We start from the raw sequence: 12,556 nt of genomic DNA on the forward strand, positions 1-12,556 counted from the left end.
GGGTTTCCCTCCCTATAAACTGAATACGTTCATGGCACCGCCACCAGGGGCGGCATTGTATTTGGTCAGCTCTTTGTAGCCTCCTGCTGCGCCCAGGCCATCGGTATCATTGGTCAGGCCCAGGTTCATGGCCACGCCAGCCCAGCCCCCAATGCCGGACAACACGCCTACGTATTGCCTGCCTTTGTGGCCGTAAGTGATCATGTTGCCGACCACGCCGGAACCCACCTGGAACCGCCATAATTCTTTGCCGGTTTTGGCATCCACGGCTTTGGCCCAGCGATCCAGCGTGCCGTAAAACACCAGGTCAGATGCCGTGACCAATGCGCCGCCCCAGGCCGAGAATCTCTCTTTGTTGTACCAGCGGGCTTTGCCTTTGAGGCCATCCCAGGCCATAAAGCCGCCCATCACACCATCCGGGCCGGCGAACATGGTCAGGGTGGCACCTACCCATGGCTGGCCTGCCACGTATTTGGACTCCACGGGCTCATAGGTCATGCAGACGTGGTTCAGCGGGACGTAGAAGGTTTTATTCTTCGGTGAATAAGCCGCTGGTTGCTCGTCTTTCACACCCAGGGCAGACGGGCAAACACCTTTGGCGTTGTAATCCTGGTGGGTGGAGTACTTGGGATCCTTGACCGGGATGCCGGTTTTCAGGTCAATCTTGCTTGCCCAGTTGACGAACGGGTGCATTTTCTCGGCCACCAGTAAGGTGCCATTGGTGCGGTCAAAAGTATAGCCAAAGCCGTTACGGTCAAAATGCGAGGCCAGTTGCTTGCCATTGGCTTCCCACAGGATGATTTCGTTCATGCCGTCGTAATCCCACTCGTCATGCGGCGTCATCTGGTAACCCCAGCGTGCCATGCCGGTGTCGAGGTCGCGCGCAAAAATCGTCATCGACCACTTGTTGTCGCCAGGACGCACGTCCGGGTTCCAGGTACCCGGGTTGCCGGTGCCGTAATACATCAGGTTCAGTGCCGGGTCGTAGGAGTACCAGCCCCAGGTCGGGCCGCCGCCATTCTGCCAGCCATCTTTCTGCTGTTGTGGTTTCAGCCAGGTACGCACCCCCAGGTTAGCTTCAGGGTATTTCAATTGCGATTTATCCAGCGGCTTGAAAGAACCGCCTTCCCGGTTGCCACCATTGACATCCTCATACACGGACAGGGCGCTGTAATGCGGATTTTCCTTGTTGAAATCCTGGCCGATCAGCATTTCGCTATCCGGGCCGGTGCTATAGGCTTTCCACGCCAGGCTGCCATCTTTGATGTTGTAGGCAGAGATGTGGCAACGCACGCCGAACTCACCGCCGGAACAGCCCGTCACCACTTTGTCTTTAAATACATGCGGTACATTGGTATTGGCAGAGCCGGTTCTCGGGTCATTGACTTGCACATCCCACAATCTGGCACCGGTTTTTGCATCCAGGGCAACCAGTACACCATTATTCTGTTGCAGGAAAATCTTGCCGTCACCGTAACCCAGGCCTTTATTCACGTTGTCACAGCACAATACGGATTGCACATCCGGATTCTGTTTGGGGAAATAGGACCACAGGATTTTCTGGTTGTCGTCCAGATCCAGCGCATACACATTGTTCGGGAATGCAGTATGGATATACATGATATTGCCAATCACCAGCGGCGCGCCTTCGTGGCCGCGATTGACACCGGTAGCGAAAGTCCAGGCCAGTTTCAGCTTCTTGACGTTGCTTTTGTTGATTTGTGACAGGCGGCTATAGCCCTGGTTGGCGTAGTCTTTACGTGCCATGGGCCACTGGTTGTCGTCCTTCATCATTGCGTCCAGCTCGGCATTGGCCCATGCGCCGGCACTGAGGCTGCCGAGTAGCATTGTGCTGATCGCAAGCTTGATACGTTGTTGCATAAATAACCTCCAAAATGGTTGCGGTGAAGCTGGAATATGTGGTGTTACAAGCGGTCAGCAAAGACTGCGTTTGTGACGGCCTGCCTAAGATTGCAATGCACGTGCCAATCCGTAACAGTATTTTGGAAGAAATAAAAAATAGATTAGAATCAATCGCTTAATGAAGTATGAAAACGGGCATGACAATCTGCCGGCGGGCGTGAACTGTTCATGGCTGTGTCATACTGGTACAGTTGTTCAATACGATGTGACAGGTGTTCGGTTTTAAATGCCCAATAAATACTCCCCCTCTGCTTCCCAAATAGCGCAGCCTGGCGTGCGTGATGACCAGCGTGCCATTGCCGAGGCGATTGCGCGCTCCTGGCGACGTTGCATGGTCAAAGGGGTGGATGAGCAGGCGCCGGTCGCAGATCAAATCATTACCGCACAAGAACTGGCACAGCGCCTGGAAAAGAACCGCTTGCTGCTGACGCATGCCGAACCGGAGATGACGACACTCAGCGAGCAAATTGCCCATACGCGCAGCCTGGTGATTCTGACCGATAACGAAGGCGTTATTTTGCGCACCATGGGCGAAGGCGTGGATGAAAACGAAATCCGTGCTTCATTACTGCCGGGGGCCTCCTGGAGCGAAGAGCACCGCGGCACCAATGCGATTGGTACGGCCCTGGTGGAGCGTTTGCCCATCAGCGTGCAAGGGGCCGAGCACTTCATGGCTTATCACCATTCGCTGAGCTGCTCCGCCGTGCCTATTTTTGCAGCCAATAACCACCTGGTGGCGACGCTGGATGTGTCCAATGATTTGAATGCCCCGCAGCAACATACGCTGGCACTGGTGAAAATGGCGGCACAAATGGTGGAAAACCGTTTGTTTCATGCCACGGCAGAGGGTGAAATCGGCGTGCATTTCCATGTGCGGCCAGAGTTTATCGGCACCTTGTGGGAGGGCGTGGCCCTGTTTGATGCACAAGGCCGGTTGCAGGCAATTAACCGTAGCGGCCAGTTCCAGTTTGGCCTGCCGCTGGACCAGGATGTGCTCTCTGCCCGACAAGTGCAATTTGAAGATATTTTTGATGAACCCTGGCTGGCGTTCAAGCAGCGCGGCCTGGCCGCAGAAGTGTTGTTTCCCCTGCGCTTGCGCAATGGTGCACGCCTGTTTGCCCGTGCATCCAGCATGCAGGCGCCTGGCCTGGCCAGAAAACCGGTACGGCCTGCGCCGCGTGAGTCCGCCGCCAGCCTGGAGTTGCTGGATAGTGGTGACCCGCAATTGAAATCCGCCATCAGCCAGGTGAAGCAGGTGCTTAACCGTGATATCCCGCTATTGATCCTGGGCGAAACCGGCGCCGGTAAAGAATTATTTTCACGGGCCATCCACGATGCCAGCCTGCGCAGGGACAAGCCATTTATTGCGGTGAATTGTGCCGCGCTGCCCGAAGGATTGATTGAGGCTGAATTGTTTGGCTATGAAGAAGGCGCTTACACCGGCGCCAGGCGCAAAGGCAATATCGGCAAGATCCAGCAGGCCGATGGCGGCACCCTGTTCCTGGACGAAATCGGCGATATGCCGTTGTCATTGCAGGCAAGGTTGCTGCGCGTGTTGCAGGAGCGCAGCGTGACACCATTGGGTTCCAGCAGGTCGATTCCGGTGAATTTCATGCTGCTCAGCGCCACCAACCAGAAGCTCAAGGATAAAGTGGCCGCGGGAGAATTCCGCAGTGACCTCTATTACCGCATCAATGGCCTGGCCGTGCAGCTGCCGGCCTTGCGCCAGCGCCAGGATATGGCCCGCCTGATCCAGATGATTTTGCAGATTGAACAGGCGCCGCAAGCCGCGTTAAGCGAGGAGGTCATGGCCGTGTTTGCGGCGCATCCGTGGCCAGGCAATGTACGCCAGTTGCATAATGTGTTACGCACAGCAATTGCCCTGGCTGATGGCGGCGTGATTGAGCGCCAGCATTTGACGCATGATTTCCTCGACGAACTGGCTTCCGCTGAAACAGAACCACAGGTTTTGCCAGTGTCTTTGCCAGGGGTTTCCAGCCTGAAAGTGCAATCAGAAGCCGCTATCCGCCAGGCCATGCTGCAACATGGCGGTAATATCTCTGCCGTGGCGCGTCAATTAGGTATGAGCCGCAATACGCTATATCGGCGCCTGCAAGCACTCAACCTAAGCTAGTTCGCGCTTTTGAGGCGGTACATGGCCAGGTTACCCATCAGGTTGGGTAGCACGTGCACGTCCTGGCCGCCGGTGATGACCTTGCGTTCAATCACCTGGATGTGATGATCGCGGCAGAACTGGTCAAAGTCATGGATGGTGCACAGGTGCACATTAGGCGTATCAAACCATTGGTAAGGCAGGCTTTTGGATACCGGCATGCTGCCCAGCGTGATTTGCAGGCGGTTGCGCCAGTAGCCAAAGTTGGGAAAAGTCACAATGGCTTCGCGGCCCACACGCAGCATTTCCCTGACGATGGTTTCCGTATTGTGCATGGCTTGCAAAGTTTGCGACAGGATCACGGTATCAAATGACTGGTCTTCAAAGCCTGACAGGCCTTCTTCCAGGTTCATCTGGATCACGTCTACACCGTTCTTAAGCGCTTCCAGCCAATTGGCATCGTCTTTTTCAATGCCGTAGCCGGTAGTTTTCAGGGTGTCATGCAGATAGGTCAGCAGGCCACCGTCGCCACAACCCAGATCCAGCACTTTGCTATCTGTACGCACCCAGTTTGTAATTAATGCAAAATCTGGACGAATATTTGCAATTTCTGTATTCATCATCATTTGATTTGCTCCAGATAGGCACGCATTACATTGTGGTAATGCGGATCAGGCATCAGGAAGGCATCATGGCCGTGGGCAGAAGTCACTTCGGCATATTTGACCGGTAAGGCGTTATCCAGCAACGCTTGTACGATTTCGCGTGAACGCGCCGGTGAGAAGCGCCAGTCAGTGGTGAAGGAAATCACCATGAATTTGGCTTTGGCGCGGCTGAGTGCCTGGCTCAGGTTGCCATCATAAGCTTTGGCCGGGTCAAAATAATCCAGCGCACGGGTCATGCGCAAGTAGGTGTTGGCATCAAATTCGCCAGCAAACTTGTCTCCCTGGTAACGCAGGTAGGATTCCATTTCGAACTCGACGTCAAAGCCGTATTTGAGTTCGCCGTGGCGCAACTTGCGGCCGAACTTCTCGCCCATCGCATCATCGGACAAATAGGTGATATGGCCCAGCATGCGTGCAATGCGCAAGCCGCGGCGTGGCAATGTGCCGTGATTATAGTAATCGCCGTCAAAAAATTCAGGGTCGGTGATAATCGCCTGGCGGGCCACTTCATTAAAGGCGATGTTTTGCGCTGTCAGATTAGGTGCAGAGGCAATCACAAAAGCATGGCGCACGCGGTCAGGGTAAGCAATGCTCCATTGCAGGGCCTGCATACCACCCAGGCTGCCACCAATCACGGCGGCCAGTTGCTCGACGCCCAGGTAATCCAGTAGGCGTGCCTGCGATTCCACCCAGTCTTCCACTGTCACTACCGGGAAGGTGGCACTGTAAGGCCGGTCAGTCAATGGGTTCACACTGGAAGGCCCGCTGCTGCCATGACAGCCGCCCAGGTTGTTGAGGCCAATCACGAAGAACTTATTGGTATCCAGCGGTTTGCCAGGGCCGATCAGGTTATCCCACCAGCCGGGATATTTGTCTTCGGGCGTATGGCGGCCGGCAACATGGTGGTTGCCGGACAACGCATGACAGATCAGTACCGCGTTGGACTTGCTGGCATTCAGTTCGCCATAGGTTTCATAGGCGAGATGGTATTGCGGCAACACGGCACCGCTTTGCAGGGTGAGCGGCTCGGTAAAATGCGCAGTTTGCGCTTTGACGATCCCGACAGAGTTCGATTCAGACATGGCGTGATTATACTATGGGGCATGCTGAAACGGCATACAGCGCTATCCCTTGCCTCCCGGAGGCTCAACGAGACTGGCATCCCAGCCAGCCAGACAACTCCCTGACCGAGTCGAGCACGGCGTCCGGCTCCACGGCAGAAAGCCGGGCATACGTCTCGCGGTACTTGCCGGTTTTCACCAGCACACCGTGCAGGCCGGCGTCCTGGGCACCACCGACATCGGCATCAATATCATCACCCACCATCACGACTTCTTCAGGCTTCAACTGCAAGGCATCCACGGCCAGGTTGAAGAAATGGCGCGAAGGTTTTCCCATCAGCATGGCGCGCGTATTGCTGGCGTATTCCAGCCCGGTAATAAACGCACCTATATCCATTTGCAATCCGGCTTCGGTCTGCCAGAAACGGTTCTTGTGGATGGCGATCAATTGTGCGCCATTCACCAGGCAATGAAACACTTCATTCAGTAACGCATACGTCCAGCCATCGCCGATATCGCCAATCACCACCACATTGGCAGCGGTATCCGATTGGGCAAAGCCGGCAAAGTCCTGCTTCACGTCTTCCGCCAGTAATAATTTGCAGACAGGATTGTGCAGCGTTTTTAAATACTGGATGGTCGCCTGTGGTGCACTCATCACCTCTTCCTGCACCGGATTGAAGCCAAAGTCATGCAGTTTCTGCTGTAACGAGGCTAAAGACAGGGTGCTGGTGTTGGTGACAAAGCGCACGGCAATCCCGGCTTTGCGTAGCTGGGCAACAGCAGCCAGTGCGCCGGGAATCAGCTGCTTACCGATATACAGGACGCCATCCAGGTCAAACAGCACGGCTTTGATATGAGAACGGGAGGTCATAAGGTGCTTTTTTCCAGGATACATTTGCTTCTGCTCAAGCAAGAATCATACTGGTTTGCTGCCGTCCCATTGTCCTAACGTAACCCTGGGATTGCCGCCCAAATCCTGGCGTGTTTCGACGGCCTGGAAACCGTGCATGGCCAGGCGTTGTTGCACGGCCTCCGCCTGGTTATAGCCATGCTCCAGCATCAGCCAGCCCTTGGTATGCAAATAAGTAGGGGCGCTGGCAATGATGCGGTCAATATCCTGCAAGCCATCAGCGCCTGAAGCCAGTGCAGAATATGGTTCGAAACGTAAATCACCCTGCGCCAGATGCGGGTCGCTGTCCTCAATATATGGCGGGTTGCTTACAATCAGGTCAAATGTCTGGCCAGCCAAAGCCTCAAACCAGTCGCTATGCACGCACCGAACGCTGCCTAGCTGCAAAGACTGCGCATTTTCCCGCGCAACAGCAAGCGCTTTGACGGAGGCATCAACAGCAGTTACCTGTGCCTGCGGCGCATGCTGCGCCATCGCCAGGGCAATCGCCCCGGTGCCGGTACCTAAATCCAGCACCCGCATCGCCCCGCTGATTTTTTGCAGCGCAGCCTCTACCAGCGTTTCGGTATCCGGGCGCGGAATCAACGTATCTGGCGTGACTTTCAGCCTGAGGCCAAAAAACTCGCGGTACCCCAGCATATAAGCGACAGGCTCACCTTGCAGGCGGCGTTGCACCAGCTGGTTAAACACCTGTGCATGTTGTGCCGTGACTTCGTCACTGCCATGCGCAATCAGCCAGGCACGGTTGATCGCCAGCACATGCATCAGTAATAGCTGCGCTTCGCTACGGGCTTCGCCTGGCGGCAGCACTTGCGCCAGTTGCTGGCGGGCGGTCATTAATAGTTGTTGCAATGTCAATGGCATGCTTATTTACCGCCGGCTGCTTTGCGCAAGGCAATGGCTGTGGCGTTGCCTTGTTTGGCGGGGTGACGCAGGGCATGGCGGATCACCCATTGCAGGTCTTTATCAGCATGAGTGAGCCAGCGCTCACACAAGCTGAAAGCCAGGGCAGGATGGTCTTTGGCAATATCGCCCACGTGATTTGCCACACTGCGACGCACATACAGGCTGGGGTCGTTTTTTAACGCTTCCAGAATCGGTAATGCAGGTGTGGGGTCGAGAACCAGTTGCGGAATCCGGGCACCCCACGGCAGGCGTGGGCGGCAGCCTTCCGAACACAAACGGCGCACATGCGGGTCAGGGTCAGCCAGCCATTGCATGAGCTGGTTCAAGGTGCGGTCAAAGTCATGCACCAGAAACGGGCGGATGGAAAACTCGGCGGTAAAGCGGCGCGTTAATTCATATTGTGCCCGCATGGCGACCTCAAACGGATCTTCGCCTGCATTATGCTGCGCATCGCGGCCATAATCAGCAATAAACCGCGTATGCGGCAGGTAGAAAAACACGCTTAATCCCAGGCGTTCAGTATGTATATTCGGCGGCGTCAGCGTATTGAGCAGGATAGCGGTTGCCTCGGAGAATTTGGCAGGCAGGGTTGCTTTCAATGCTGCGGCAATATGCGCAGAGCGCTCCATAAACGTCAGTGGGGCAATATTAGTGAGTGCTAACTGCCTGAATGCGGACGCATCAAAACTGCCATGTACCAGCGCGATATTGTGCGCAAGGCAATCCACAGCTTCGCTATCCAGCAGGAACTTGATCGGATTATCTTTCTGGATACTGCGCGGAGCATCCGGGAGGCGAAATGAGGTCATTGCAACTAGATAGGGTTAGCGAGGAATGATAGCTGGCTATCATAACATTTGGCCGTGTGAATATAGCGTTTCATCGTTGGAAGTGATTGTGGTTTTATGCAGCGTTTTGTTTCGCCTCCAGGCGAGTCACTTTCTGGTGCTTGCCCCTTCATAAAGCAACCAAAGAGGAGGGCACCCACCATCACTGGCATTGCCTGTCTGAGCTCCGCAACAAGCCACGCTCTGTGGGGCTTGTCAGGGCGAGTTTCAATGGACATCCACGTTGACGAGCAACGCAGGAAACAAGCGAAAGTTGGGGTGTCCTGTTCTTTGCCTTCTTTCTTAGGGACAAGCATAAGAAAGAACGGTCGCCGCAAAGGCGAAATAAATGCCTAATCAATCCAGCAAGGTAATCAATAGCGACTGTACCCTTCGCAAGCGAAGAAAAACAACTTACTAAAAAAGCAATAAGCCATTCCTCAAATCTTCTTGCGCCCGCCCTAACTTAGCCTCCCTGACCAGTAAATTCACCCGCCAGCCCGGCGGTGGGTGGCACAGTGGTCAGTCCGCGTAATCCACGGTCAACGGCGCATGGTCGCTAAACCGCTCCGCCTTATACACGCTGGCCGCAATCACTTTTGCGCCTAATGCTGGTGTCGCCAGCTGGTAATCAATCCGCCACCCCACATTCTTGGCCCATGCCTGCCCGCGGTTGCTCCACCAGGTATAGCATTCGTCCGTGGTCTCGGGGTATAAACCACGGTAGGTATCCACCCAGCCCATACGCCCTAGCACATCCGTCATCCAGGCGCGCTCTTCCGGCAAAAAGCCCGAGTTCTTGCGGTTACCTTTAAAATTCTTGAGGTCTATCTCCTGGTGCGCAATATTCCAGTCACCGCAAATCACGACCTCGCGGCCAGAAGCGAGCAGTTGCTCCAGATGCGGCAGGAATAAATCCATGACCTGGAATTTGAATTGCTGGCGCTCTTCACCGCTGGAGCCGCTAGGCAGGTATAAAGACACCACACTCAGGTTGCCGTACTGGCACTCCAGGTAGCGGCCTTCGGCATCAATATGCGCATGTCCCAACCCGACAATGACCTTATCCGCCGGTTGTTTGCTGTAGATGCCCACGCCGCTGTAGCCTTTTTTCTCGGCATAGTGAAAATAGCCGTGGTAGCCGGGCGGTTGCAACATCTCGGCTTGCATATCGCCTGCTTGCGCTTTGAGCTCCTGCAAACAGACAATATCACCGCCACTATTGGCCAGCCATGGCAAAAAGCCTTTGTTACAGGCTGACCGTATGCCATTGAGGTTCAAGGTTATAATACGCATTGTTTAAATACTTTCTGCTTTTAAAAATGACTGCCAACGCACTGAGTGCCGATTTTATTGCTTTCTCCATCCAGAAACAGGTGTTGCGCTTTGGCGAATTTAAAACCAAAGCGGGCCGCCTGAGCCCTTATTTTTTCAATGCCGGCCTGTTTGATGATGGCGAAAGCATGCTCAAACTGGGCGAATTTTACGCCAACAGCATTCTACAGTCTGGTTTGCAATTCGACATGCTGTTTGGCCCGGCTTATAAAGGCATTCCGCTGGTCACAGCCATCAGCATTGCGTTTGCGCGCATGGGCAAGAATTACCCTTATGCTTATAACCGCAAGGAAGCCAAAGACCACGGTGAAGGCGGCACACTGGTCGGTGCACCGCTCACAGGACGTGTGCTGATTATTGACGACGTGATCTCGGCAGGCACCTCTATCCGCGAGTCCGTCGAACTGATCCGCAACGCAGGTGCAACCCCTTGTGCAGTCAGTATCGCATTGGATCGCCAGGAAAAGGGGCTGGGTGAATTATCTGCAGTACAAGAAGTGGAGCAAACCAACCGGATGCCGGTGGTCAGCATTGCCAAGCTGGCCGACCTGTTTGCCTATTTGCAGGATAACGAGAAACTGGCGCAATATTTCCCGGCGATTGAAGCATACCGCACCCAGTATTGCGTACGTTAAAGGATGCAAGTGCATAAATAAAGCGGGCAAATGCCCACTTTATTTATTTCAGCATGCCCATTAACCGGGACATGATGAGTGCCGGGTTATTTTCTACCACACCATTTGGCGTCAGTTGATTCACCACCTCCGGTAAATGTTCGGCAATTTTGCCGCTCAGCTCGTCTGTGGTCATATTCAACTTTCCCGCTATCCCGGCCAGCACGGAGCTACCCAGGGCGGTCCCGATTTGCTGCGCATTCACATTCAGGTTTGCGCCCGTTCCCACCCAGGAATCGACCTGTGCAGTCAAACCGCCATTCTGCAGGGTTTGTAAAATACCAGGCAAACCGCCGTATTGCTGAAACAGTTCCATAGCCAGTTTTGCCAAAGGGCCTGTATCCCCCATCACTTTATTCATCATGGCGCCAGCGACGCTATCGAATAATCCCATTACAACACTCCCTGTTATCAACTAAATTTCTTTAAACTCAAAGCGATTACTCTTGTTCAAATTTCAACCGCTATTTATCTTAATCAATATTCTTTTTCGCCTCTCGGCGAGTGACTTACTGGTGCTTGCCTCACCAAACTCACATCATAGAAGTTTGGGTGGTTCAAAAACTAAATTCTTTGATTCAATCCGCAAGCGGTTGCACTAGATGGGTGTTCGAGGACCCCATCTACCGTGCCGAGCAACGCAGGATTGACGGGAGCTTTCGGCCATCGCTTGTTTGGGCTCCGCAACAAGCCACGTTCCGTGTGGCTTGCTTGTCAGGGCGAATTCCGATGGACGCCCGGCAAACCGAGTAGCGCAGGGAACAAGCGGAAGTTGGGGTGTCCTGTTCTTTGCATTCTTTCTTATGGACAAGCATAAGAAAGAATGGTCGCCGTAAAGGCGAAACAAACGCCTAATCAATGCGCGAGGTAATCAATAGCGACTGCAGCCTGGGCAAGCGAAGAAAAGAATCGCGACATAAACCTACCCAGCGCCTCAAATTTCTAAATAACACTCATCTCATTAAAACCGCTCATGTGCCGCCAAATACCGCCATTGCCCCGGCGGTAACTTACCCAACGCAATCTGCCCAATCCGAATCCGTTTCAACCCCACCACTTTCAACCCCACCAGCTCACACATCCGGCGGATCTGCCGTTTACGGCCCTCGCGCAATACAAAGCGCAACTGATCCTCATTCTGCCAGGAAACCTTGGCCGGTTTCAGTTGCACACCGTCCAGGCTCAAACCATGGTTCAACTTGGCCAGGCCATTCGCACTCAATTCCCCTTCAACCCGCACCAGGTATTCTTTTTCCGTACTGGAATCCTCGCCGATCAGATGGCGGGCTATCCGGCCATCCTGCGTCAGCACCAGCAAACCGGTGGAATCAATATCCAGGCGACCGGCAGGTGCCAGGCCGTGCAAAAACCCTCTATGAAATGTTTTTTGGGTAGGGTCTTCTGTCCACTGGTTTTCCGGTTTAATCAGCACTACAGCCGGTTCATAGCCATCTTCCGCTTGGCCGCTGACGTAACCTATCGGTTTATGCAGCAAAATAGTGACATTCTCGGCCTGATACTCTTTGGCATAAGTGCTGATCACAATGTCGGCATCCGGGTTTATACGCGTACCCAGAGTTTCCACGATATCGCCATTGACCTTAACCCAGCCATTCACGATCCAGTCATCGGCTTCACGGCGTGAGCACAGGCCGCGGTCGGCCATTACTTTGGACAGGCGTGGCTGCAAATCACTATCCGCCGCCAGCTGTGCTGGCCTGCTGGCAGATCTGGTAGTTGCTTTTGCAGCAAACGGTCTATCCTGATCACGCGGTCTTTCATTACGGGTTGATCTGGCAGCAAATGCGCGATCACCTCCATATGCCGGTTTACCAGCGGACTGCCGCGTGTTTTTATCTTTAAAGGATTTTTCCTGGCGCGGTGCACGTGGTTGCGTACCTTCGTCCTGCCGGCCACCCGCGCGCGGCTCTTTCCTGGCACCTGCATCTTGCCTCCGTGATTCTTTCGCCGGTGCCTCTCTGGACTGTTGCGCTTTGATCACGGGTGCTTTGCTGCGATCGCGCAGCTCCGGGGATAATGGACGGACCGGTTTCTGGCGTTTCTGGTCAGCGGCGGCAGGAGATTTATTGAGTTTGAGCGTAGACAAAACAGTCGTCTCACTAATGAAAGATAAACAAG

The 12,556-nt window shown here is 54.2% G+C and carries 11 protein-coding genes; 2 read left to right on the forward strand and 9 right to left on the reverse strand.

The features are described 5' to 3' along the window. Positions 1-12: 12 nt before the first annotated feature. Positions 13-1,881: a methanol/ethanol family PQQ-dependent dehydrogenase gene (locus tag BLP53_RS10710; protein WP_091472158.1), complete on the reverse strand. Its 1,869-nt coding sequence runs from the start codon at positions 1,879-1,881 to the stop codon at positions 13-15. A 268-nt stretch (positions 1,882-2,149) separates the two neighbouring features. On the opposite strand from BLP53_RS10710, the gene BLP53_RS10715 reads away from it, so the two are divergent. Beyond that, positions 2,150-4,057 carry a sigma-54-dependent Fis family transcriptional regulator gene (locus BLP53_RS10715; protein WP_245652810.1) on the forward strand — a complete coding sequence of 636 codons (1,908 nt, stop codon included), beginning with the start codon at positions 2,150-2,152 and terminating at the stop codon, positions 4,055-4,057. Here BLP53_RS10715 and metW read toward each other — a convergent pair. The 6 genes from metW to BLP53_RS10750 form a co-directional block, all read right to left on the reverse strand. Next, a complete protein-coding gene (gene metW / locus BLP53_RS10720) occupies positions 4,054-4,659 on the reverse strand; it encodes a methionine biosynthesis protein MetW (RefSeq protein WP_091472371.1) in 606 nt (201 codons plus the stop codon). The two genes, BLP53_RS10715 and metW, sit on opposite strands and share 4 nt — an antisense overlap. Next, entirely contained in the window at positions 4,659-5,783 is a 1,125-nt protein-coding gene (gene metX, locus BLP53_RS10725) for a homoserine O-succinyltransferase MetX (protein ID WP_091472159.1), read from the reverse strand. The genes metW and metX overlap by 1 nt, the downstream gene beginning before the upstream one ends. A 64-nt stretch (positions 5,784-5,847) precedes the next feature. Next, on the reverse strand, positions 5,848-6,636 hold the full coding sequence (locus tag BLP53_RS10730) for a TIGR01458 family HAD-type hydrolase (RefSeq protein WP_091472160.1): 789 nt from the start codon (positions 6,634-6,636) through the stop codon (positions 5,848-5,850). Positions 6,637-6,681: 45 nt separating this feature from the next. Beyond that, the gene (gene prmC, locus BLP53_RS10735; RefSeq protein WP_091472161.1) at positions 6,682-7,539 is read right to left on the reverse strand and encodes a peptide chain release factor N(5)-glutamine methyltransferase; all 858 of its coding nucleotides are present in this window, start codon (positions 7,537-7,539) and stop codon (positions 6,682-6,684) included. Positions 7,540-7,541: 2 nt separating this feature from the next. Beyond that, positions 7,542-8,390, reverse strand: coding sequence for a DNA alkylation repair protein (locus BLP53_RS10740; RefSeq protein WP_091472162.1), 849 nt, complete (start codon positions 8,388-8,390; stop codon positions 7,542-7,544). A gap of 540 nt (positions 8,391-8,930) precedes the next feature. Beyond that, positions 8,931-9,704 (reverse strand): exodeoxyribonuclease III, encoded by a 774-nt coding sequence (locus BLP53_RS10750; RefSeq protein ID WP_091472163.1) that lies wholly within the window; start codon positions 9,702-9,704, stop codon positions 8,931-8,933. 26 nt (positions 9,705-9,730) lie between these two features. Here BLP53_RS10750 and pyrE point away from each other — a divergent pair, with 26 nt between their 5' ends. Further along, positions 9,731-10,378 (forward strand): orotate phosphoribosyltransferase, encoded by a 648-nt coding sequence (gene pyrE / locus BLP53_RS10755; protein WP_176755271.1) that lies wholly within the window; start codon positions 9,731-9,733, stop codon positions 10,376-10,378. Between the two features lie 43 nt (positions 10,379-10,421). Here the strand turns inward: pyrE and BLP53_RS10760 are convergent, their stop codons facing one another. Beyond that, positions 10,422-10,811 carry a YidB family protein gene (locus tag BLP53_RS10760; protein WP_091472165.1) on the reverse strand — a complete coding sequence of 130 codons (390 nt, stop codon included), beginning with the start codon at positions 10,809-10,811 and terminating at the stop codon, positions 10,422-10,424. 567 nt (positions 10,812-11,378) lie between these two features. Next, positions 11,379-12,524 carry a pseudouridine synthase gene (locus tag BLP53_RS10765; RefSeq protein ID WP_091472166.1) on the reverse strand — a complete coding sequence of 382 codons (1,146 nt, stop codon included), beginning with the start codon at positions 12,522-12,524 and terminating at the stop codon, positions 11,379-11,381. Positions 12,525-12,556: the final 32 nt, after the last annotated feature.

The organism is Methylophilus rhizosphaerae (assembly GCF_900100975.1).
GTDB lineage: Bacteria > Pseudomonadota > Gammaproteobacteria > Burkholderiales > Methylophilaceae > Methylophilus > Methylophilus rhizosphaerae.

Bases quoted from the DNA above. Each gene is read 5' to 3' on its own strand.
- BLP53_RS10750 (WP_091472163.1), bottom strand. From the start codon at position 9,704: ATGCGTATTATAACCTTGAACCTCAATGGCATACGGTCAGCCTGTAAC.
- BLP53_RS10710 (WP_091472158.1), bottom strand. From the start codon at position 1,881: ATGCAACAACGTATCAAGCTTGCGATCAGCACAATGCTACTCGGCAGC.
- pyrE (WP_176755271.1), top strand. From the start codon at position 9,731: ATGACTGCCAACGCACTGAGTGCCGATTTTATTGCTTTCTCCATCCAG.
- BLP53_RS10730 (WP_091472160.1), bottom strand. From the start codon at position 6,636: ATGACCTCCCGTTCTCATATCAAAGCCGTGCTGTTTGACCTGGATGGC.
- BLP53_RS10740 (WP_091472162.1), bottom strand. From the start codon at position 8,390: ATGACCTCATTTCGCCTCCCGGATGCTCCGCGCAGTATCCAGAAAGAT.
- metX (WP_091472159.1), bottom strand. From the start codon at position 5,783: ATGTCTGAATCGAACTCTGTCGGGATCGTCAAAGCGCAAACTGCGCAT.
- prmC (WP_091472161.1), bottom strand. From the start codon at position 7,539: ATGCCATTGACATTGCAACAACTATTAATGACCGCCCGCCAGCAACTG.
- BLP53_RS10760 (WP_091472165.1), bottom strand. From the start codon at position 10,811: ATGGGATTATTCGATAGCGTCGCTGGCGCCATGATGAATAAAGTGATG.
- metW (WP_091472371.1), bottom strand. From the start codon at position 4,659: ATGATGAATACAGAAATTGCAAATATTCGTCCAGATTTTGCATTAATT.
- BLP53_RS10715 (WP_245652810.1), top strand. From the start codon at position 2,150: ATGCCCAATAAATACTCCCCCTCTGCTTCCCAAATAGCGCAGCCTGGC.